Source organism: Methylobacterium sp. E-012, from assembly GCF_057836545.1.
Window position 1 is genome coordinate 547,858 of record NZ_JBYQEY010000001.1, and the last position, 20,938, is coordinate 568,795.

The following is a 20,938-nucleotide window of genomic DNA, read 5'->3' on the forward strand; positions in this document are numbered from 1 at the left end:
GGCCGGGCGAGGGATCACACCGCGATCTGTGCATCCGCAAGCCCGCCCGGGACAGGCGCCGCTCGCCTTCTGCACCCACGGCATGACCGCGCCGCCGCCCCGGGGAGTTCCCGGAACAAGGTCCACCCGCTCGGGTTGATGCAGTGCAGCACGGCGACGGCGTCGCTGTGCGGCATGCCCTTCGTGGGCGTTTCCTCCCAAGACTTCGGACCGCTCCTTGAGGGCGGTCCTTTTTTTTGGCCTGCCGCGGTCAACGCGGCCCGCGCCGACACGTTCTCGGAAGACGCTTATTCGTCTTGGGACGCCGAGACCCGGCTCACGCGTCGAGGGCGAGCAGGGCGAAGGTCGCGAGCCAGTGCTCGCCCATGTAGTCGCCGGTCACGTGCGGGAGCCCGGCGGCGAGGTGGACCTCCGCGGCCGCCACGAGGAGCGGCCGGCGGGGGTCGGCCGGACCGAGGGCGGCGGCGAGCGCCCGGAAGCACCAGGCGCGGCTGAGGTTCAGGCCGTCGAGATGGGCGATCTTGCCGTCGCTGCGATCGGTGACCGCGGCGGGGCGGAACAGGGTGGCGGGCTGGCCCGCGGCGAGATCGGGCAGGAACCGGTCGAACCAGGGCCGGAACCGCTCCGGCGGCAGGAGGCGGCGCATGCACTCGGCCTCGATCAGCGTGGAGGACAGGAAGTCGTCCCCGCCCGGCTCGCCCCAGGCGGGACAATCCGCATCCGCCTCGTACCAGCGCTCCGCCTTCTGCTGCAGCAGGGCCCGGAGCGCCGCATCCCCCGCCCCCTCGGCGTAGTCGGTCGCGAGCCGCAGCGCGAAGGCGGTGTTGAAATGGGTCCCGACCCGCACGGGATAGGCGGCCAGGGGCAGGAAGTCCCGGAACCGCCGGACCACGATCCCGGCGAGCGGCGCCAGGGCCTCGGACCAGCGGGGCTCCGGCAGGCGGGCGAGTTCGTCGGCGAGCTTCAGGAGCCAGCCCCAGCCGTAGGGCCGCTCGAAGCCCCGGGCGGTCGGCTGGCGGAAATAGGCGCATTCCCCCGCGACCTTCCCGGGCGTCAGCTGCGCGTCGAACCGGGCGCGGATCGCCCCGGCCTCCCGGCCGTCCGGGAACGACCGCAGGATCCGGGCGAGCAGCCAGTAGGCGTGGACGCAGGAATGCCAATCGTAGCTGCCGTGGAAGACCGGATGCAGGTCGACGGGGGTGCGGGCGTCCTCCGGCCCCGCCAGCACGTGCCCCGGCTTGTTCGGGTATGGGCGGGTGACGTGACCGAGGGCGACCGCCGCGAAGCGGGCGGCCATGTCCGGGGTGAGTGCGGGCGCCATCGCGGGGCTCCGGTTCCGAAACCTAGGATACGCCACGGATGCCGGCTTCGCAGGACGTGGCTCGGATTCCCGCTCCTGGAGAGAGGGTGAGGGGGACGGGACTGTCCGGGACGAGCGCATCCCTCCCCCTCTGCGGGCTACCGGATTCCCACATCGATCTCCAGATCGTCCGCGGCTAGGGGGCCCGCTCCAGTGCGGCCACGCGCCCTCCCCCGCAGGGGCCGGCGGATTCACGGATCGCCTTCGGACCTTCTGAGCGGCGGCCTAGGGCATCGTCCCGAACCGTGGCCTCCGGCTCTCGGAAAAAGACGAGGCTGATCCGACAGCGAGCGCATCGTGCCGGTCCCGGTATCCGGTACGATGCGCTAGGCTTCGGTTCGTGCGTTGATGCGGGCATCCCCCCGCCCCGCCTGCGGGCAGACGGGACCCGCGCTGCGTCCGGAGATCGGTGAACATGGTCGTCTCTGCTGGGACGCGCCCCTGCCTTCGGCCGTAGCCCCCGCGGATCCCAGCGGAGCCGGCCGGACCGGTTCGTCCCGGCCTGCCCCCTTGTGCAGGGCGCATGCCGTGTCGGACCATGGTACCGGCACGCCGATCGGAACCGATTCGGGATGCCGGAGGGGGACGAGAATCATGACAGGATCCCGATCACGGTCTCGGCGGACCGCCCTGGCGACGCTGGCCGCCCTGGCGCCGCTCGTCCTCGGAATCCCCGCGCCCGGCCGGGTCCGCGCCGCCGAGAGGTCGGTCACCTTCGCCCACCAGGACATGGTGGTGCCGTTCCGGGCGCTGATGGCCTCGGGGGCGATCGAGAAGGCCACCGGCTACACGGTGACCTGGCGCAAGTTCGGCGGCGGCGGCGACGTGATCCGCGCCATGGCGTCGGGCAACGTCCAGATCGGGGAGGCGGGATCGAGCCCGATCGCCGCGGCGGCCTCGCAGGGGCTCGACATCCAGCTGTTCTGGATCCTGGACGCGATCGCCGATGCCGAGCAGCTCGTCGCCCGCAACGGCAGCGGCATCAAAAGCGTGGCCCACCTGCGCGGCAAGACCGTGGCGGTGCCGTTCGTCTCGACGTCGCATTACCAGCTGATCGCCGCCCTGGCGGCGGCCGGGCTGAGCCAGAGGGACGTGACCATCCTCAACATGCGGCCGCCTGAGATCGCCGCCGCCTGGGAGCGCGGCGACATCGACGCGACTTTCATCTGGGATCCGGTGCTGGCCCGGGTGAAGAAATCCGGCACGGTGGTGATCTCGGCCGGCGACATCGCCCGCCAGGGCAAGGCGACCTTCGACGGCCTCGTGGTGGACCGGGCCTGGGCGGCGCAGAACCGGGATTTCCTGGTCACGCTGGTGAAGCTGATCGCCGCCCAGGACGCCGCCTACGCGGCCAGGCCCTGGGCGCCCGATGCGCCGGAGGTGACGGCGGTGGCCCGGATCACCGGTTCGGCCCCCGCGGAGGTGCCGGCGAGCCTGGCGGCCTACCGCTTCCCGACCCTCGACGCGCAGGCCTCCCCGGCCTGGCTCGGCGGCGGCGCCGCCAAGGCCCTGACCGAGACCGCCGACTTCCTGAAGGCGCAGGGGCGGGTGCAGGCGCTGGCGCCGGATTACGGCCGCTTCGTCACCGGGGATTACGTGGCGGCGGCCCGGAAATAGCCGGCGGCGCGCGAAAAAAGCCTGCGGCGCGCGATAAAAGCCGGCGGCGCCTTCGGAGAGGCCCATGATCGAGATCCGCAACCTCAGCGTCCATTACGGGGAGGGCGAGGCCGGGATCGTCGCCCTGTCGCAGGTGAACCTGACGATCCGGCCCGGGGAGTTCGTGGTGGCGCTCGGCGCCTCCGGCTGCGGCAAAACCACCCTGCTCTCGGCCATCGCGGGCTTCCTCGAACCGACCGAGGGCAGCATCCTGCTGGACGGGGCGCCGGTCCGGGGGCCGGGGGCCGACAGGGGGGTGGTGTTCCAGCGCCACGCCCTGATGCCCTGGCTGGATGTCGCCGAGAACGTGGCCTTCGGTCCCAAGATGCGCGGCGTCCCCAGGGCGGAGCGGCGCCGGATCGCCCTGGACATGCTGGACCTCGTCGGCCTCGCCGAGTTCGCCGACCGGAAGGTCTACGAGCTCTCCGGCGGCATGCAGCAGCGGGTCGGCCTCGCCCGGGCGCTGGCCGGCGACCCGCGCGCCCTGCTGATGGACGAGCCGCTGGGCGCCCTCGACGCCTTCACCCGCGCGCAGGTCCAGGAGCTGATCCTCCGGATCTGGCACCGGACCGGCAAGATGGCCTTCTTCATCACCCACGACGTCGAGGAGGCGGTGTTCCTCGCCACCCGGCTCCTGATCATGAGCCCGCGCCCGGGCCGCATCGTCGAGGCGATCGACCTGCCGTTCTCGCGCGCGGTCGTGGCCGGGCGCGAGGCCCGCGCGGTCAAGTCGGATCCCGCCTTCATCGCCGTGCGCGAGCGCGTGCTCGGGCGGATCCATCACCGCTCCGAACCGGCCCCCGGGGCGCTCCGATGAGCGGCCGCCCCCGCGCCAGGTCGCGCCGCGGCGGGGCCCTGGTGCCGGTCGTCAGCGCCGCGACCGTCCTGGCCTGCCTCGGCCTCTGGGCGGCCGCGACCCGGAGCGGCTGGATCAAGCCGCTGTTCCTGCCGCCGCCCGAGGCGATCCTGACCGCCTTCGGGCAGGCCTGGACCGGCGAGCTCGACGGCGCCCCCCTGGGCATCCACGTCCGGGACAGCCTCCTGCGGGTGCTGGGCGCCTTCCTCCTGGCCGCCGCCGCCGGGATCCCGGCGGGGCTCGCCATGGGGACCAGCCGGATCGCCCGCGGCATCCTCGACCCGCTGATCGAGTTCTACCGGCCGCTGCCGCCTTTGGCCTACCTGCCGCTGATGATCATCTGGTTCGGGATCGGCGAGCTGTCGAAGGTGCTGCTGATCGTCCTCGCCTGCTTCGCCCCGGTGGCGCTGGCGACCCGCTCGGGGGTGCTTTCGGCCTCCGCCGACCAGATCAACGCGGCCCGCGCCCTCGGGGCGAGCCGCGGGCAGGTGCTCCGCTACGTGGTTCTGCCGGCGGCACTGCCGGAGATCCTGATCGGCCTGCGGATCGGCATGGGCGTGGGCTGGACCACCCTGGTGGCCGCCGAGATGGTGGCGGCCCAGGCCGGGCTTGGCCAGCTCGTCCTCAACGCCTCCAACTTCCTGCGCACCGACGTGGTGGTGATGGGAATCCTGCTGATCGGCCTGTTCGCGACCCTGTTCGAGTTCGCCCTGCGCCGGCTCGAACGTGCGCTGGTGCCCTGGAAGGGCAAACAGTAGCGTTACTGATCGACGGTGCTTCAAAAGGTCCGGGACCGTGTGCGGGTGCAGGATGGACCCCTGCCGCGTCTCAGGGGCGGCGCCCCCGGACCCCGCCAAAGGGCCGAGCCCTCTGGAAACCCAGGATCCGGCGCACGCTCATCAACCTGCTGCAAGAACCGCAGAAATCGCCGTCTCTGTCAGCTAATGGACTGACATTCGCCGGTCTGTAGGCTAAGCAGTTTCCGTCAGGAGGCCGCGATGACCATGCCAGCTCCTGCGCTGGCCGCGCAGGTTCCGTTCGCCAGTAATCTGCTGCTCCAGGCCCTGACCGAAAGCGACCGCGCGCGCGTCGCCCCGTATCTCCAGCCCGCCGCGTTCCTGCGCGGCGACATCCTGTTCCGTGTCGGCGACGACGTCTCGCACGTCACCTTTCCCCTGAGCCGGACCGTCATCACCTTCGTTCTGCCCCTGCGCGAGGGCAAATCGGTCGAGACCGCCACCGTCGGCCACGAGGGCGCGATCGGCGGCGTGGTCAGCCACGGCTACCTGCCCGCCTTCAGCCAGGCGGTGGTCCAAGTCGGCGGATCCGTCCTGCGCATCGAGGCGGAACGCCTGAACGAGGCCAAGCAGGCGTCGCCCGCGATCCACGATCTCTTCGTGCGCTATGCCGATTGCCTGATCGCGCAATTGCTGCAATCGGTCGCCTGCAACGCGGTCCATCCGATCGAGCAGCGCTGCCTGCGCTGGCTGCTGACGATGCAGGATCGCCTGGGAACCGACGATCTGCCGGTCACGCACGAGATGCTCGCCGAGATGATGGGCGTGCGCCGCGCCTACCTGACCAAGGTGCTGGGCGAGATGCAGCGCGACGGGCTGATCCGCATCGGCCGCGGTCGGCTCAAGTTCATCGATCGCACCCGCGCCGAACGGGCCGCCTGCGAGTGCCACGCCAGCGTGCGGCGGCATTTCCAGGAGGTGCTGGGGGCCGTCTACGGGCGCTCGGGCGAGATCGTGGCGCTCGGCGCAGGGCGCCCGGGGAGCCTGCAGCCGCCCACCCTCGCGGCGTCCCTGAAGGCGGCGCCGTCTCCCAAGATCCCCGAGCCGTGATGCGCAAGCCCTCCGACATCCCGGCCGCGGCGGCCGACGCGCACCGGCTCGCGGCCCTCGAGCGCTACGGGATCCTCGATACGCCCCCCGAAGAGGGCTTCGACGACATCGTGCTGCTGGCGTCCCAGCTGTGCCGGGCGCCGGTGGCGCTGATCAGCCTCGTGACCGCCGACCGCCAGTGGTTCAAGGCGCGGATCGGGTTTCCGCTCTGCGCGACCGATCTGAACGCCTCGGTCTGCGCCCACGCCCTGTCGGCGCCGGACCTGCTGGTCATCCCGGATCTCACGGCCGATCCCCGCACCCGGGCGAACCCGCTCGTCACGGGCGATCCCCATATCCGCTTCTATGCCGGTGCGCCGCTGCGCACGTCCGGGGCGGAGGTCATCGGCAGCCTGTGCGTCATCGATCTGGTGCCGCGGCCCGAGGGTCTGACGGCCGATCAGGCCGGCAACCTGCGGGCGCTCGCCCGCCAGGTGATGAGCCAGCTCGAACTCAAGCGGGCCCTGGCCGGGCGCGACGCGCTGCTGGCCGATCAGGACGGGATGCAGCGCGCCCGCGACGCGCTCCACTGCGTCCAGGGCGCGATCTCGGAAGCCCAGGGCGACCTCGGCGTCATCCTGAACACCATCGTGGCCGGGGCCATGGAGGCGACGCCGGAGGCGGACGGCTGCGCCATCGAGCTGATCGCCGACGGGGAGCTGGAATACCGGGCGGTCGCCGGCACCCTGGACGCCTTCGCCGGACGGCGGGTCGCCCTCAAGGGAAGCCTGTCGGGCGCGTGCTTCCGGTCCGGCGCGCCGATGATGGTGTCGGACGTGCGGGGCGACAGGCGCGTCAACCAGGCCCTCGCCGCGCGGATGAAGCTGCGCGCGTGCGTGACCGTCCCGGTCTTCCGCGGCCGCCGGACCATCGGCGTGCTGAAGCTGCAATCGAGCCGGCCCGGCGCGTTCACCGAGATGAACCTGCAGGCGGCGCGCCTGTTCGCGGGCGCCGCCTCGACCGGCCTGACCGAGGCCCGCGAGGCCGCCGCCCAGCGCGCCATCCAGACGAGCGAGATCCGCTACCGGGCGATCTTCGAGAGCGCGACCGACTACGCCATCGTGGTGATGGATCTCGGCGGCCTGATCACGAACTGGAACGCGGGGGCCACGCGCATCCTCGGCTGGACGCCCGACGAGGTGATCGGCAAGCCGGCCGACATGTTCTTCACGGCCGCGGACCGCGCCGCGGCGATCCCGGCGCAGGAGATGCGCGGCGCCCTGACCGCGGGGCGGGGGGTCGACGAGCGCTGGCACCTGCGCAAGAGCGGCGAGCACTTCTGGGCCAACGGCGAGATGATGGCCCTGCGCGGGGATGCGGGCGGGGTCATCGGCTTCGTGAAGATCCTGCGCGACCGCACCGAGCAGCGCGTGGCGGGCGAGCGGCTGGCCGAGAGCGAGGCGCGCTACCGCTCCCTGTTCGAGACCATCGACGAGGGCTTCTGCGTCATCGAGTTCTTCGACGGGCCGGAGGGTCCGCTCAGCGACTATCGGCACGTCGAGGCCAACCCGGCCTACGCGCGCCAGACCGGCCTCGCGGACGTCGTCGGGCGGACGATCCGCGCGGTGGCCCCCGACGAGGCGGACGGTTGGGTGGCGCTCTACGGGGAGGTGCTGCGCACGGGACAGCCGGTGCACGTGGAGCGCGCGTTCGGCCGCGCGGGCGGATACATCGAGGTCACCGCCAACCGGGTCGAGCCCGTCGAGCGGCGACAGGTGGCCATCCTGCTCAACAACATCACCGAGCGGGTCCGGGCCGCCGAGCATCAGGCGATCCTCAACCGGGAGCTCAGCCACCGGATGAAGAACACCCTGGCGATCGTCCAGGCCATTGCCACCCAGACCATGCGCAACGCGCCCGACATCGAGGCCGCCAAGGAGGCGCTCAGCGCGCGGCTGATCGCCCTCGGCAAGGCGCACGACATCCTGCTGACCGGACAGGGGGAGAGCGCCGACCTGCGCGCCGTCGTGGACGGGGCCCTGCAGCTGCACGAGGATCAGCAGCAGCGGCGGTTCCACCTGGACGGTCCGCCCCTGCGCATCAACGAGAAGGCGGCCCTGTCGCTGTCGCTGATGGTGCACGAGCTGGCGACCAACGCCATCAAGTACGGCGCCCTGAGCACGCCGCACGGGACGGTGCGGATCGATTGGTCGATCACGGGCGCCGCCGGGGCCGAGACCGTCCGATTGGGGTGGCGCGAGAGCGGCGGACCGCCGGTGGCCGCGCCGAGCCGGAAGGGATTCGGCTCACGCCTGATCGAACGGGGCCTGGCCGGCGCGGTCGGCGGCGCGGTTCGGCTGGGCTACCCGGTCGAGGGGGCGGTCTGCGAGCTGATCGCGCCCCTCAAAGGGTTCGAGGTTCCCGCGTAGGACCATGTCCCGCCGACCCCGACCCATGGTCGCGATCGGCGAGGTCCGGCGGGCGAAGGCCGCCGCGCCGTCGCGCGGGCGGGCCGGGGCAGCCCTCTGCCCTGCGGAGGGGCGCCGACGCCGGGGCGCCGGTACCCTGCGCCGAGGCAGGACGACGCGCGCCCGCCTCGGCCCTGAAAGAGGCTCAGGCGCCCTTCAGATTGCCGGCGCTCTCCTTGCCGCTGCGGCGGTCGGCCTCGACGTCGTAGGAGATCTTCTGCCCCTCGACGAGGTTGCGCATCCCGGCGCGCTCGACGGCCGAGATGTGGACGAACACGTCCTTGCCGCCGTCATCCGGCTGGATGAAGCCGTAACCCTTGGTCTCGTTGAACCACTTCACAGTACCTGTAGCCATAGGAATGTCCCGAACGTAGCCGGCATCGCTGAAACGGCGAGCCGCCCAGCTCGAACGGGGAACACAGCCAGCTGTTCCAAAAAAGCCGCTCAACCCGATCCGAGCCGGTCGCCCGGAGGGGCCTGACGCGGCCCGATTCGGATGCGGCGCACCCGGCGCCGGGGACGGTCCTGGCACCGCGCAGGCGGATGTCCCCGACCGGACGGGCATCCGCAATCCGGTCGCGCGCATCGTCCCGAACGGGGGCGGCCGGCCTTCGAAACAGGGCGATGCGCATCCGTGCGCTCGTGACGGCGTGCCGATTCCGGTTCCTGGGACGATGCGCTACGCTCCCGACCAAGCGCACCAGACGCTGTTCGGGAGGACGACCATGACGAAGCTCGGCGGGACCGGCGCTTGCGCGCTCCTGTGTCTGATCGCGGGCGCGGCGCCCCCGGCCGCCGGGGAAACGCCCCCGGCCGCCAGCGAAGCGGCGGCCGTCTTCAGGCCCGCGCGGCCCGAGGGCTACTTCTTCGTCGGCGGCGGCTACGCGACCGTGGCCGGGAAGGAGGCCGCCGCCGGGCAGATGTTCGTCGCGTATCGGGCCCCGGCCCAGGTCACCCAGCCCTATCCCGTCGTGATGGTGCACGGCACCGCACAGACCGGCACCAACTTCCTCGGCACCCCCGACGGCCGTCCGGGCTGGGCCGCCCGCTTCGTCGAGAAGGGCTTCGTCGTCTACGTCGTCGATCAGGTCGGGCGGGGACGCTCCGGGCCGGATCCGGAGGCCTACGGCCCCTACGCGCGGATCACTCCGGGGGAGCTGGAGACCGTCTATACGGGGCAGGAGACCGCCGGGCTCTATCCCGAGGCGAAGCTGCACACGCAGTGGCCGGGGGGACCGGGTGTCCGCGGCAATGCCGCCTTCGATCAGTTCTACCTCTCGCAGGTGCCCTACATCGCCAGCGGGGTCCGGACCGAGGAACTCGTCGACCCGGCGCTGGTCGCCCTCCTGGAGAAGATCGGGCCCGCGATCCTGCTGACGCACTCGCAGGCCGGCGTGTTCGGCTGGGCGGTGTCGGACCAGCGCCCCGACCTCGTGAAGGCCCATGTCGCCGTGGAGCCGAACGGCCCGACGTTCTACGACATCCGCTTCAAGGGCGGCGCCGACTGGTACGAGCGCGTCGGCGAGGCGCGGGCCCGGCCCTACGGTCTCACCCGGGTGCCGCTGCATTTCGAGCCGCCGGTGGCGACGCCCGCCGACCTGACCGTGGCCCAGGCCGACAAGCCGCTGCGGGAGGGCCAGATCCGCTGCTGGCTTCAGGCCGAACCAGCGCGCAAGCTCCCGAACCTCGCCCGGGTGCCCGCGGTGATCGTCACCGGCGAGGCCTCGTTCCGGGCCACCATGGACGATTGCACCGGCGCCTTCCTGGACCAGGCCGGGGCCAAGCCCGACCGGTTGAGGCTGGCCGAGCACGGCATCCACGGCAACGGCCACATGATGATGCTGGAGGCGAACAACGCTCAGGTCGCCGATGCGATCATCGCCTGGATCGAAGCGACGACGCGCGCCGCGCCGCGGTGAAGGACCCGAGAGCCATAGCGCCACAGGGCTGGAGCGATCGGACCGACAGCCCGTTGCCGGTTCACGTCTGCACCCGCGGGCGAGCGAGGTTTAGCGGTGGCGGAACAACTCTCCGGGCAGGACGGGCGGCAAGGCAAGCGCGGCAAGCCGGCGCTCTACGTCCTCATTGTCAGCGTCGGCCTGATGCTGGCCGCGTTCGCCGGGCTGATGGTCTGGCAGGGCGGAAGCGCGCCGCCCGATTACGCGAGCCAGAGCCAGGCCGCATCGCGCAAGCAGATCACGGGAACCGAGAGCGGTCAGGGCGGCGCGACGTCGTCGTCCAACAGCACCGCCGTCCCGGGCGGCAACCCGTCCTACCCGCAGCCGGCGGCCCGCAGCGCCAATCCGTAGGGGGACGCCGTGGCCGACCGCACATCCGATCCGACCCGCCTGCTGATCGTCTACTACTCGCGCAGCGGCAGCGTCGAACGCCTCGCGGGTGCCGCCGCCGAGGCCGCCCGGGAGGCGGGCGCGGAGGTCCGGATGCGCCGGCCCCGCGAGGTCGTCGACGCCGCCGCCATGGCGAAGGTCGAGGGCTGGACCGAGGGCGCGGCCCGGCAGAACGCCCTGTACGCGGCGCCCTCGCACGACGACGCGGAATGGGCCGACGCGATCCTGTTCGGCACGCCCTGCTACTTCGGCGCCATGGCGACCGAGCTGAAGAACTTCGTCGACCAGCTCGGTCCGCAGTGGAAGCGGGGCGCCCTGGCGGGCAAGGTCGGCGGCGCCTTCGCGACGGCGTCCTGGCCCCATGGCGGTTCCGAGGTCGTCACGCTCGCGCTGTATGCCCCGATGGCGCATCTGGGCATGGTGATCCTGCCGACTGGCTACACCGATCCCGCGATGCTCGAAGCGGGCTCACCCTATGGGGCGTCCGCGATCGTCGGGGCGGAGAACCGGCCGCCGCGGACGGAGGATCTCGACGCGGCGCGCCATCAGGGCCGGCGGATGGTGGCCATCGCTGGCGCCCTGATCGCGGCCGGCGAGATGCCGAGCCGGAGGAAGGCCGCGGCCGTGGCGGGATGACCCCCGGCGGCCCGGCTCGGTGCGGCTGGGCCGCGCGCTCACCGGTAGACGGTGCAGCTGTTGACGTCGCCGGTCGGCAGGACCTCGCAATCGGTGACCGGCGGGAGGATGCCGTCGTCCGTGAGGCTCGGGCCGGCGGCCTGGCTGGTCGGTGGCGCCGTCAGCATGACGGTGCCGAACGCCAGGCTGGCGGCGGCGAGGGCGAGAACGAAAAGCCCGAGGTTGCGCCGGAGCGCGGGGAGCAGGGCAGCGGCCATCGGTGTTCTCCCGAGCGGCGCGGGGGGCGCCGGTGGGAAGGCTAGAGCCCGCCCGCCGGCGGCGCATCCCGCGAATGGGGGACCGCACCGCGCGCGGCCGGGCGGGGGCGGTCCGCCGCGATCCGGGCGGCGTGTCATCCCCCGGTGCGGCGGTCCGGTGCAGGGGCGGGTCCTAGGCGGCCCGCACCCACACCGCGGTGTCGTGGAAGGCGGCGCCACCGTTGGGCGCCGCCGGCGCGGCGCCGATCAGCGCGTTGATCCCCTGGCCGCCGCCGAACGCCGCGCTCGGCCACAGCCCCTCGACCACGACGACGCCCCGCTGCTGCCCCTCGGCGAGGTGGGCGTGCAGCCGCACCCGGCCGCGGTCGTTCCCGATCTCCACCGCATCGCCGGTGCCGATCCCGAGCCGGGCCCCGTCCGCCGGATGGATCAGGCAGGTCGGCCGCCCCTCGCGGCGGAGCGACTCGGGCTGGTTGTTGAAGGTCGTGTTCAGGAACTGGCGGGCCGGCGGGGCGATCATGCGGAACGGGTGCTCCGCCGCAGCGGGCTCGGCCACCGGCCAATGGTCGGGCAGGCCCGGCATCCCGGCCGCGCGGGGGCCGAGCGACGCCCAATCGGGGGCGAAGCGGAAGCGCCCGTCCGGATGGCCGAACCCGTTCAGGAAGTGGCTCTCGGCGAAGTCCGGCTGCGCGTCGATCCAGCCCGCGGCCTCCAGCCGGTCGAGGCCGCCCCAGCCCGAGCGGGCCAGGGTGGCGTCGGCCAGTTCCCGGGCGCTCAGGCGGAAGCCCGCATGGTCGGCGCCGAGGCGGCCGGCGAGGGCCCCGAGCAGCGCGTGGTTCGACCGGCATTCCCCCGGCGGCTCCAGGATCGCGGGCCCCGCCTGGATGTGGCTGTGGCCGCCGGCCCCGTAGATGTCGTCGTGCTCCAGGAAGGTGGTGGCCGGCAGCACGATATCGGCGAGGGCGGCGGTCTCGGTCATGAACTGCTCGTGGACCGCCACGAACACGTCCGGCCGCGCCAGGCCGGCGCGCACCCGGGTGCTGTCGGGGGCGGAGACGGCGGGATTGGCCGACTGGATCAGCATGGCGCGGACCGGCGGACCGCCCTGCAGGGCGTCGGGATCGTCGGCCAGCACGGCGCCGATCCGGCTCATGTCGAGGGCACGCACCCCCGGCGCCCTGGCGTCGAGCCCCTCCGTCAGGGTCTTGTCCCAGTTGAAGATCGCCGCGTGCTGCCAGAGGGCGCCGCCGCCCTCGTGCTGCCAGGCGCCGGTGACGGTCGGCAGGCAGGTGACCGCGTGGAGATTGACGGCGCCGTTGCGGGTGCGGGTGAAGCCGAAGCCGCAGCGGATGTAGCTGCGCGCCGTCGTGCCGTAGAGGGTCGCGAAGGCCTCGATCGAAGCGGGGTCGAGGCCGGTGATCGCCGCCGCCCAGTCCGGGGTGCGCGCCGCGAGATGGGCCTCCAGCGCCGCCGTGTCCTCGGCGTGTGCGGCGAGATAGGCCCGGTCCGCGTGGCCGTCGCGGAACAGGACGTGGAGGACGGCGCAGGCCAGGGCCCCGTCGGTGCCCGGCCGGGGCGCGAGGTGCAGGTCGGCCGCCGCCGCGGTGCCGGTCCGGTAGGGGTCGATCACCACCAGCTTGGCGCCCCGCGTCTTTCGGGCACGGCTGATATGGCCCATCGCGTTGACCTGGGTGCTCACCGGGTTGCCGCCCCAGACCACGATCAGGTCGGAGAGCGCCATCTCGCGGGGATCCGGCCCGGCGATCCGGCCGACCCCGGCGCTCCAGCCGGCGGTCGCCACCGCCGTGCAGATGGTGCGCGCGCGCCGGGAGTAGCCCATCACATGCGTCAGGCGGTGGATGCCGTCGCGCTGGACGAGGCCCATGGTCCCGCCCGAATTGTACGGCCAGACCGCCTCCGGGCCCCAGCGCTCCGCCGCCTCCGAGAAGGACGCGGCCACCCGGTCGAGGGCCGCGTCCCAGGCGATCCGCCGCCACTGTCCGCTGCCCTTCGGGCCGACCCGCTCCAACGGGTGGAGGATCCGGTCCGGGTGGTGGACGCGCGCCCCGTAGCGGCTGACCTTCGCGCAGATCACCCCCGCCGTGTAGGGGTTGTCGCCCCCGCGGACCGAGACGACGCGGCCGTCCGCCACCTGCACGTCGAGGCTGCAGGCGGAGGGGCAATCGTGTGGGCAGACGGTGCGGACCAAGCGACGAACTCCCGTGGCGCCGGCCAGGATGATGCAAAGGCCGTGCGTTTTTGAGGCGCCGGCGCGGGCGGACGGGGTCCTGGAGGCTTCCGGGGATCGTGCGATCGGCCCGGTTCGCGCCGATCTGACTCGCGCGACGATGATGCCGGCTTCGCGGAACGAGGTCCGGGCCGCCCCTGCCGTGCGGGCTCGCGGATTCAGAGATCGCGTTCGAGATCGTCGCCGGGTTGACGGGCAGGCCGTCCGAAACGGCCACACGCCCTCCCTCCCCGCTCTGCGGGGTTCCCGGATTCACACGTCTCAGGCTGAGACCAACATCTTGAGAGGAAGGCGCTTTTCCCCTCCCCGCAGGCGCGAGCGATCCCCGGCAAGCCCGGGATCGCCAGGGGAGGAGCGCGCGTCGCGCCGTGCAGCAGGCGATACGTGAACATCGGAGCCCGCAGAGGGGGGAGACGCCCGGGGCCGGCCATTGCCTTCCTTCGGCGGCGATCTGTCAATTCAGGCGGCCCGGATGTTGGCCAGGAAGCGGCCGATCTCGGCGGTGAGGTACTCGGACTGGCGCGACAGCGCCGAGGCGGCGTCGAGGACCTGGCCCGCCGCCCGGCCGGTCTCCTCGGCGGTCCCGGCGACGCCCACGATGTTGCTGGTCACCGCGCCGGTGCCCTGCGCCGCCTGGCCGACGTTGCGCACGATCTCCTGGGTGGCCGCGCCCTGCTCCTCCACCGCCGCCGCGATCGAGGTCGCCACGGTGTCGATCTCGCGGATGCGCACGGTGATCGTGCGGATCGCGGTGACCGCCTGACCCGTGGACGCCTGGACCCGGCCGATCTGGCCGGAGATCTCCCCGGTGGCCTTGGCGGTCTGCTCGGCCAGCGCCTTCACCTCGGAGGCGACCACCGCGAAGCCGCGGCCCGCCGCGCCGGCGCGGGCCGCCTCGATCGTGGCGTTGAGCGCCAGCAGGTTGGTCTGGCCGGCGATCGACGAGATCAGCCCGACCACGTCGCCGATCCGGCTGACGGCGCTGTTCAGCTCCTGCACCAGGGCGCCGGTCTGGTCGACCTGGTCGGCCGCGGCCTTCGCGAGGTCCGCCGAACCCTCGACCTGACGGCCGATCTCCCGGACCGAGGTGCCGAGCTCCTCGGCCGCCGCCGCGACTGTGTTGACGTTGCTGGAGGCCTCCTCGGCGGCGGCGGCCACGGCGGTGGACTGGGCGGAGGTCTGGCTGGCCATGGACGACATCGCCCCGGCCGTGGCCTGCAATTCGGTGGCGGAGGCCGAGACCTGCCCGACGATGCCGCCGACCGCGGCCTCGAACCGGTCCGCCATATGCTGCATGCCGGCGCGGCGCTGCGCCTCGGCCGAGGCGCGGGCGAGGGCCGTTTCGGCCTCCAGCGCGCGGCTGCGGAGCAGGTTGTCCTTGAACACCTGCACGGCGCCCGCCATCGCGCCGACCTCGTCGCGGCGATCCCGGAACGGCACCTCCGCCCCGGCGTCGCCGCCGGCCAGGACCGCCATCGCCGCGGTCATCCGCTGGATCGGCCGCGAGATCCGCAGGAACCCGAAGACGGAGGCGGCCAGCGCCGCCGCGACGGCGAGGAGCACCGCCGCCTCGGTGGCAAGGACGGCCGAATCCGCCAAGGTCAGGGCGGTCTCGGCCTCCTGCTGCGCGGAACGACTGTTCAGGTCCGCATCGCGCGCCAGGGTTTCGCCCATCCGGGTGTAGAGTGCGAGTTCGTCCCGGCTGCCGATCAGGGCCAGGCCTTCCGAGGCCCGGCCGGCCGAGACCAGCCGCGCGGCCTCGCTCCCGGAGGCCTCATAGGCGGTCCAGAGCGTGGCGAAGCCGTCGTAGAGCGCCTGCTCCTCCGGGAAGGCGATCATCGGCTCGTAGATCTTCCGGTCCGCCGCGACCTTGGCGCGGGCAGCGGTATACTGCGCCGCGTTGGCCGCGTGCTGCTCCGGCGTGTCGGACAGGGAGACCAGGCGGAACTGCTTGATGCGGACGTCGGCGACGTCGGTCCGGATCGCGTCGAGGATCACCACGGAGGGCAGCCAGTTCGTGGCGACTTCATGGACCGCGTGCCGGATGTCTCTGAGCTTGATCAGGGACAGCGCGCCCTGCCCGGCGGCGATGAGGGCAAAGCAGCCGAAAGCGCCCATCAACGCGGCCTTGATGGAAAGAGGCAACCGCATTTGGACAGCTCCGGAGGCCAGGGATACGACCGGCCAAGTAAATGACCGGCCCATATCTCATCGCCGCGTCTTGTTTCGGCGCGGTTAAGGAAATCACCGAAGCGATTCCTCAATTCACACGATTCCGCGAGCCTCGGATCTGACTATTCGCCGATCGAGATCTGTATCAGACTTCTTATACGGATATTTATATTCGCAGAACATCACAGCCGGAACCATCGTATTGCGGCATCGATATTTCCCCGCGCACTTGTATAGCCAATCGTCGGAAGGACTTAAATCCTGAAGCGCCGCCCAGACGGTTCTTTACAGCCGCCCTGCGGCGGCCCTACACTTTCCCGTGAAGTCCGGACCATCTCCGGGCCGTCGGCGAACGCGGCCCAAGCCGCGGCGCGGGGAGGATGGATGGATACGGGTCAGCCTCTGCTGGAGGTGGACGGCGTCACGCTCCGGTACAAGACGCCGGCGCATCTGGTGACGGCGACCTACCGGGTGAGCTTGCGGGTCTGGCCGGGGGACCGGTTCGTGCTGCTCGGCCCGTCGGGCTGCGGGAAGTCGACGCTGCTGAAGGCGGTGGGCGGCTACATGGCCCCCACCGAGGGGGAGATCCGCCTGAAGGGCCGGCCCGTGACCCAGCCGGGGCCGGACCGGATGATGGTGTTCCAGGAGTTCGACCAGCTCCTGCCCTGGAAGACGGTCCGCCAGAACGTGGTCTTCGCCCTGGAGGCCTCGGGCCGGCTCAAGGGCCGGGCGGCGCGCGAGCGGGCGGACCTGTACATCGACAAGGTCAACCTGACGCGGTTCGCCGACAGCTACCCGCACACGCTCTCGGGGGGCATGAAGCAGCGGGTGGCCATCGCCCGCGGCATGGCCATGGAGCCCGACATCCTGCTGATGGACGAGCCGTTCGCGGCGCTCGACGCGCTGACGCGCCGGCGCATGCAGGACGAGCTGCTGATGCTCTGGGAGGAGACGCACTTCACGGTCCTGTTCGTCACCCACTCGATCCCCGAGGCGATCAAGGTCGGCACGCGCATCCTGCTGCTCTCGCCCCATCCGGGCGAGGTCAAGGCCGAACTCGACAGCGCCGCCACGCCGGAGGCGGCGCTGCGCCTGGAGAGCCGCATCCAGCAGATGCTGTTCGCGGAAGAGATCCGGGAGGCCGAGAATGTCTAGCGCCCCAGCCCTGACCGACAGCTCCACGCGCGGCCACCCGCCGGTCGGCGCATCCCGTGCGGAAGCCCCGCCGGGCCGCCCGGAGATCGTGCACGACACCGGCCGGGCCCGGGACGCGGCGGCCGCTCCGGTGGTGGAGAAGCCGCTGTCGGTGGCCGAGCGGCTCTACAACCAGGCCTGGCTGCGCAAGCTCGTGATCCTGCTGGTGCTGGCCGGGCTCTGGGAGGCCTACGGGCGCTACCTCGACAACGACCTGCTGTTCCCGACCTTCTCGGACACCGTGGCGGCCTTCGCCCGCGGGATCGCCGACGGCACGCTGCCGGCCCGGGCCTGGGCCTCGCTGAAGGTGCTGCTGATGGGCTACGCCGCCGGGGTCGGGCTGGCGAGCCTGCTCACCGGCGTGGCCATCGCCTCGCGGGTGGGCACGGACGTGCTCGAGACGCTGACCGCGATGTTCAACCCGCTGCCGGCGATCGCGCTCCTGCCGCTGGCGCTGATCTGGTTCGGCCTGGGCAACGGCAGCCTGATCTTCGTGCTGGTCCACTCGGTGACCTGGGCGATCGCGCTCAACACCCATTCGGGCTTCCTGTCGGTGAGCCGCACCCTGACCATGGTCGGGCGCAATTACGGCCTGTCGGGCCCGCGCCTGATCGCGCAGATCCTGATCCCGGCCGCCTTCCCGGCGATCCTGACCGGCCTGAAGGTCGGCTGGGCGTTCGCGTGGCGGACCCTGATCGCGGCCGAGCTGGTGTTCGGGGTGTCGTCGGGCTCGGGGGGCCTGGGCTGGTTCATCTTCGAGAACAAGAACATGCTCGACATCCCCAACGTCTTCGCCGGCCTGCTCACCGTCATCCTGATCGGCCTCGTCGTCGAGAACCTCATCTTCCAGACCATCGAGCGCCGCACCATCCAGCGCTGGGGCATGCAGACCTGACACCGTCGGCCGGGCTAGGCGGCGATCCCTCGGCTCCGGGCGGTGATCCTCCGCATCCTGCGCGCCCGGGGAGCCGATCCGACCCGGCGCGCATCCCGGCGCGGCCGCCCTCCGCACCGATCGGCCGCTGATTCGCCGCACCGGCCCGCCGCCCTGCGACCGGCTCGCGCCACGGGCAATCCCCGCGCTTCCGGCATCGATCAGCGCGGCGCGCGGCGCGGTATTGACCGCACCTTGTACCCTGTGAACCCTGTAAACCTCGGCGAACCGGCGCTCGTGTGCAGGTGAACGGCCCCGTCCGGAGCCGATCCTCGGCCAGTCTGCATCAAAATGCGCTTTTCAGACGCGACGCGCCGCGAAAACCATCTTGACACCTGGATGGTTTTTGCTTTGGAACCGACGACGCCATCCTCGAAAGCTTTGAGTGGACTCGCCCAGTGCCCGAAAAAAATCCAGAGCGCGCCCTCGAGCGCGTCAAGCTGGCGGCAGAGATCGTCGCTGCCTACGTCGCGAACAACTCCGTCCCCCCGGCCGCCCTGCCGGAGCTGATGGCGGGCGTCCATTCGGCGCTGAACAATCTGGACGGGACGCCCCCGGTCGAGGCCGCGCCGCCGGTCGAGCAGCCGACGCCGGCGCAGATCCGCAAGTCGGTCCAGCAGGACGGCATCGTCAGCTTCATCGACGGCCGGTCCTACAAGACCCTGAAGCGGCACCTCACCGCCCACGGCCTGTCGCCGGATCAGTATCGCGAGCGCTACGGCCTACCGGAGGATTACCCGATGACGGCCCCGGGCTACGCCGCGCAACGCTCGGCGCTCGCCAAGGCGATCGGCCTCGGCGTCCCCGGCGGCCGGGTCGATCAGCGCAGGACCGGCACGGACGGCTGATCGCCGCCGCGGCGCGGCGCGGACGCTGTCCGGTCCGCGGGGCCCTGGAACGGCAGCACCTGCGCGGTCTCCGGCGCGGTTCGGAGCGAGCCCCCGAGATCGGGGCGTGCGGGCCGGCCGAAGGTATCGGCCCAGCTCAGCTTGATCACTTGGCCCGCCGGACCCTCGCCCGCCGGGACCCCGAACGCGGCGTCGGCGCCGGGCCGACCCGGCTTGCGCTGGCTCGCGCCGATCCAGCGCGCGATCCGCTTCTCGGGCCCGCGGCGCTGCGCCGGCGTCACCGTCGGCACGGAGCGCTTGGCGTTGCGCCGGATATCGTCGGGCTGGTCTGAGATCGACACGCTGCAATATTCCCGTCCGCGTTCGAGCTGCGAGCGAGGACGGATAGCGGGTTCAGCCGTGGATCCGCCGGGGTGCTCGACCCTCGACACGGCGCATCCTACCGAAACGTCCGAAGCGGGACAGGGCAAGTCCGTCCAAAAAACTTGTCTCAGCGTCCCAGATGCGCCCGATCCAGGCCCGGGCCGCCGTCAGGCGACGCCGGCGCCGGGCACCGCCGCCAGCAGGCTGCGCGTGTAGGCGTGCTCCGGCGCGGCGAACAGCTCGGCGGTGCCCCGGATCTCCACGACGGCCCCCCGGTGCATCACGGCGATCCGGTCGCAGATCGTGGCCGCCACCCGCAGGTCGTGGGTGATGAACAGCATGGCGAGCGACAAGCGCTGCTTCAGGTCCTCCAGCAGGTCCAGCACCTGCCGCTGGACCGAGACGTCGAGCGCCGAGACCGCCTCGTCGGCCACCAGCACGTCCGGCTCCATGGCCAGCGCCCGGGCGATGCCGATGCGCTGGCGCTGGCCGCCCGAGAAGGCGTTCGGGTAGCGGGCGGCGGCCTTGGGATCGAGGCCGACGAGGTCGAGGAGGTTTCGCGCCCGCGCCCGGGCCTCCGCGGCCGGCACCCCGTGGGCGATCGGGCCCGCCGTGATGATCTGCTCGACGGTGCGCCGGGGGTTCAGGGACGCGAACGGGTCCTGGAAGATCATCTGGATGCGGCTGCGCTTGTCCCGCAGCGCGGCCTTCCCGAGGGCCGTGTAGTCGAGCGCCCCCAGCCGGACCGTGCCGCCATCGGGCTCGATCAGGCGGATCGCCAGCCGCGCGGTGGTCGACTTGCCCGAGCCCGATTCCCCCACCAGCCCCAGGGTCTCGCCCCGGCGCACGTCGAAGGTGACATCCTGGACCGCCGCCACGACCCGCGGCTTGCCGAACAGGCGGCCCTTCGTGGAATAGGTCTTGGCGAGGCCGCGCACCGACAGGGCGACGGGGGCCTCCCCCAGGGGCGGCCGCGGCGGCGGGGTCAGGCTCGGGACCGCGGTGAGCAGCGCCCGCGTGTAGGGCGCCTGCGGGTCGCGCAGCACCGAGTCTGCGGGGCCCGATTCTACGAGGCGTCCGCGCTGGAGCACCGCCACGTGGTCGGCGATCTCGGCGACCACGCCGAAATCGTGGGTGATGAACAGGACGCTCATCCCGCGCTCGCGCTGCAGGTCGCGGATCAGCCGGAGGATCTGGGCCTGGGTGGTGACGTCGAGCGCCGTGGTCGGTTCGTCGGCGACCAGGACGGAGGGCTCCAGGGCCAGCGCCATGGCGATCATCGCCCGCTGCCGCTGCCCGCCGGAGAGCTGGTGCGGGTAGGCCCGCACAGCCTCCGCGGGGTTCGGCAGCCCGACCTCGGTGGCGAGCGCCACCGCCTTGGCCTGCCGCTCGGCCCGGGTGAGCAGGTTGTGCGCCTCGAACATCTCGGCGATCTGGTCGCCGATCCGCATCACCGGGTTCAGGGCCGTCATCGGCTCCTGGAACACCATGGCGATGCGCCGGCCCCGTAGGCGCCGCCAGGCGGGCTCGTCGAGGGTCAGGAGGTCCCGGCCCTCGAACAGGATCGAACCGGCGGTCGGCTTCAGGGCCCGGGGCAGGAGGCCGGTGAGCGCGTAGGCGCTCATCGACTTGCCCGAGCCCGATTCCCCGACCACGCAGAGGATCTTTCCGGCTTCCAGGTCGAGGTTCAGGCCCTCGACCGCGTGGGGCCGGTCGGCACCTTTCGGGAGCGCGATCGTCAGATCGCGGATGCGGACGACCGGCTCGCTCAT

At 72.2% G+C, this 20,938-nt stretch carries 18 protein-coding genes; 11 read left to right on the forward strand and 7 right to left on the reverse strand.

The window, feature by feature from the left end:
* Positions 1–316: 316 nt before the first annotated feature.
* The gene (locus AC3IF1_RS02560; RefSeq protein WP_489215622.1) at positions 317–1,321 is read right to left on the reverse strand and encodes a DUF2891 domain-containing protein; all 1,005 of its coding nucleotides are present in this window, start codon (positions 1,319–1,321) and stop codon (positions 317–319) included.
* Between the two features lie 633 nt (positions 1,322–1,954).
* Between AC3IF1_RS02560 and tauA the strand changes: the two genes are divergently transcribed.
* From tauA to AC3IF1_RS02585, 5 genes are all read left to right on the forward strand, one after another.
* A complete protein-coding gene (tauA, locus tag AC3IF1_RS02565) occupies positions 1,955–2,977 on the forward strand; it encodes a taurine ABC transporter substrate-binding protein (protein WP_489215624.1) in 1,023 nt (340 codons plus the stop codon).
* Between the two features lie 64 nt (positions 2,978–3,041).
* Positions 3,042–3,833: a taurine ABC transporter ATP-binding protein gene (locus AC3IF1_RS02570; protein WP_243965382.1), complete on the forward strand. Its 792-nt coding sequence runs from the start codon at positions 3,042–3,044 to the stop codon at positions 3,831–3,833.
* Positions 3,830–4,630, forward strand: a complete 801-nt coding sequence (locus AC3IF1_RS02575) for an ABC transporter permease subunit (protein WP_243965385.1) — start codon at positions 3,830–3,832, stop codon at positions 4,628–4,630. Before AC3IF1_RS02570 ends, AC3IF1_RS02575 begins: the two co-directional genes overlap by 4 nt.
* Before the next feature lie 240 nt (positions 4,631–4,870).
* Positions 4,871–5,719 (forward strand): Crp/Fnr family transcriptional regulator, encoded by an 849-nt coding sequence (locus tag AC3IF1_RS02580; protein ID WP_409564769.1) that lies wholly within the window; start codon positions 4,871–4,873, stop codon positions 5,717–5,719.
* Positions 5,719–8,127: a GAF domain-containing protein gene (locus AC3IF1_RS02585; protein ID WP_489215628.1), complete on the forward strand. Its 2,409-nt coding sequence runs from the start codon at positions 5,719–5,721 to the stop codon at positions 8,125–8,127. Before AC3IF1_RS02580 ends, AC3IF1_RS02585 begins: the two co-directional genes overlap by 1 nt.
* Before the next feature lie 184 nt (positions 8,128–8,311).
* Here the strand turns inward: AC3IF1_RS02585 and AC3IF1_RS02590 are convergent, their stop codons facing one another.
* On the reverse strand, positions 8,312–8,521 hold the full coding sequence (locus AC3IF1_RS02590) for a cold-shock protein (protein WP_243965387.1): 210 nt from the start codon (positions 8,519–8,521) through the stop codon (positions 8,312–8,314).
* A gap of 370 nt (positions 8,522–8,891) precedes the next feature.
* On the opposite strand from AC3IF1_RS02590, the gene AC3IF1_RS02595 reads away from it, so the two are divergent.
* The 3 genes from AC3IF1_RS02595 (at position 8,892) to wrbA (ending at position 11,150) form a co-directional block, all read left to right on the forward strand.
* Complete coding sequence (locus AC3IF1_RS02595) at positions 8,892–10,085, forward strand: alpha/beta hydrolase (protein ID WP_489215630.1); 1,194 nt, start codon at positions 8,892–8,894, stop codon at positions 10,083–10,085.
* Positions 10,086–10,181: 96 nt separating this feature from the next.
* Entirely contained in the window at positions 10,182–10,475 is a 294-nt protein-coding gene (locus tag AC3IF1_RS02600) for a flagellar basal body-associated FliL family protein (RefSeq protein WP_243965392.1), read from the forward strand.
* 9 nt (positions 10,476–10,484) lie between these two features.
* Positions 10,485–11,150 (forward strand): NAD(P)H:quinone oxidoreductase, encoded by a 666-nt coding sequence (gene wrbA / locus AC3IF1_RS02605; protein ID WP_243965394.1) that lies wholly within the window; start codon positions 10,485–10,487, stop codon positions 11,148–11,150.
* Positions 11,151–11,188: 38 nt separating this feature from the next.
* Here the strand turns inward: wrbA and AC3IF1_RS02610 are convergent, their stop codons facing one another.
* From AC3IF1_RS02610 to AC3IF1_RS02620, 3 genes are all read right to left on the reverse strand, one after another.
* Positions 11,189–11,407 carry a hypothetical protein gene (locus AC3IF1_RS02610; RefSeq protein WP_489215633.1) on the reverse strand — a complete coding sequence of 73 codons (219 nt, stop codon included), beginning with the start codon at positions 11,405–11,407 and terminating at the stop codon, positions 11,189–11,191.
* Positions 11,408–11,579: 172 nt separating this feature from the next.
* Positions 11,580–13,616: a molybdopterin-containing oxidoreductase family protein gene (locus tag AC3IF1_RS02615; protein ID WP_489215635.1), complete on the reverse strand. Its 2,037-nt coding sequence runs from the start codon at positions 13,614–13,616 to the stop codon at positions 11,580–11,582.
* A gap of 498 nt (positions 13,617–14,114) precedes the next feature.
* Complete coding sequence (locus tag AC3IF1_RS02620) at positions 14,115–15,806, reverse strand: methyl-accepting chemotaxis protein (RefSeq protein ID WP_489215637.1); 1,692 nt, start codon at positions 15,804–15,806, stop codon at positions 14,115–14,117.
* Between the two features lie 405 nt (positions 15,807–16,211).
* Between AC3IF1_RS02620 and AC3IF1_RS02625 the strand changes: the two genes are divergently transcribed.
* From AC3IF1_RS02625 to AC3IF1_RS02635, 3 genes are all read left to right on the forward strand, one after another.
* Positions 16,212–16,982 (forward strand): ABC transporter ATP-binding protein, encoded by a 771-nt coding sequence (locus tag AC3IF1_RS02625; RefSeq protein ID WP_489215639.1) that lies wholly within the window; start codon positions 16,212–16,214, stop codon positions 16,980–16,982.
* Positions 16,975–17,916, forward strand: coding sequence for an ABC transporter permease (locus tag AC3IF1_RS02630; protein ID WP_489215641.1), 942 nt, complete (start codon positions 16,975–16,977; stop codon positions 17,914–17,916). Before AC3IF1_RS02625 ends, AC3IF1_RS02630 begins: the two co-directional genes overlap by 8 nt.
* A 437-nt stretch (positions 17,917–18,353) precedes the next feature.
* Positions 18,354–18,803 (forward strand): Ros/MucR family transcriptional regulator, encoded by a 450-nt coding sequence (locus AC3IF1_RS02635; RefSeq protein WP_489215643.1) that lies wholly within the window; start codon positions 18,354–18,356, stop codon positions 18,801–18,803.
* Here AC3IF1_RS02635 and AC3IF1_RS02640 read toward each other — a convergent pair.
* Both AC3IF1_RS02640 and AC3IF1_RS02645 read right to left on the reverse strand, forming a co-directional pair.
* Positions 18,776–19,144 carry a hypothetical protein gene (locus tag AC3IF1_RS02640; RefSeq protein WP_489215645.1) on the reverse strand — a complete coding sequence of 123 codons (369 nt, stop codon included), beginning with the start codon at positions 19,142–19,144 and terminating at the stop codon, positions 18,776–18,778. The two genes, AC3IF1_RS02635 and AC3IF1_RS02640, sit on opposite strands and share 28 nt — an antisense overlap.
* Before the next feature lie 189 nt (positions 19,145–19,333).
* Positions 19,334–20,938, reverse strand: coding sequence for an ABC transporter ATP-binding protein (locus tag AC3IF1_RS02645; protein ID WP_489215647.1), 1,605 nt, complete (start codon positions 20,936–20,938; stop codon positions 19,334–19,336).

Bases quoted from the DNA above. Each gene is read 5' to 3' on its own strand.
- AC3IF1_RS02590 (WP_243965387.1), bottom strand. From the start codon at position 8,521: ATGGCTACAGGTACTGTGAAGTGGTTCAACGAGACCAAGGGTTACGGC.
- AC3IF1_RS02630 (WP_489215641.1), top strand. From the start codon at position 16,975: ATGTCTAGCGCCCCAGCCCTGACCGACAGCTCCACGCGCGGCCACCCG.
- AC3IF1_RS02595 (WP_489215630.1), top strand. From the start codon at position 8,892: ATGACGAAGCTCGGCGGGACCGGCGCTTGCGCGCTCCTGTGTCTGATC.
- AC3IF1_RS02585 (WP_489215628.1), top strand. From the start codon at position 5,719: ATGCGCAAGCCCTCCGACATCCCGGCCGCGGCGGCCGACGCGCACCGG.
- AC3IF1_RS02610 (WP_489215633.1), bottom strand. From the start codon at position 11,407: ATGGCCGCTGCCCTGCTCCCCGCGCTCCGGCGCAACCTCGGGCTTTTC.
- tauA (WP_489215624.1), top strand. From the start codon at position 1,955: ATGACAGGATCCCGATCACGGTCTCGGCGGACCGCCCTGGCGACGCTG.
- AC3IF1_RS02580 (WP_409564769.1), top strand. From the start codon at position 4,871: ATGACCATGCCAGCTCCTGCGCTGGCCGCGCAGGTTCCGTTCGCCAGT.
- AC3IF1_RS02575 (WP_243965385.1), top strand. From the start codon at position 3,830: ATGAGCGGCCGCCCCCGCGCCAGGTCGCGCCGCGGCGGGGCCCTGGTG.
- AC3IF1_RS02625 (WP_489215639.1), top strand. From the start codon at position 16,212: ATGGATACGGGTCAGCCTCTGCTGGAGGTGGACGGCGTCACGCTCCGG.
- AC3IF1_RS02620 (WP_489215637.1), bottom strand. From the start codon at position 15,806: ATGCGGTTGCCTCTTTCCATCAAGGCCGCGTTGATGGGCGCTTTCGGC.
- AC3IF1_RS02560 (WP_489215622.1), bottom strand. From the start codon at position 1,321: ATGGCGCCCGCACTCACCCCGGACATGGCCGCCCGCTTCGCGGCGGTC.
- AC3IF1_RS02570 (WP_243965382.1), top strand. From the start codon at position 3,042: ATGATCGAGATCCGCAACCTCAGCGTCCATTACGGGGAGGGCGAGGCC.
- AC3IF1_RS02645 (WP_489215647.1), bottom strand. From the start codon at position 20,938: ATGAGCGAGCCGGTCGTCCGCATCCGCGATCTGACGATCGCGCTCCCG.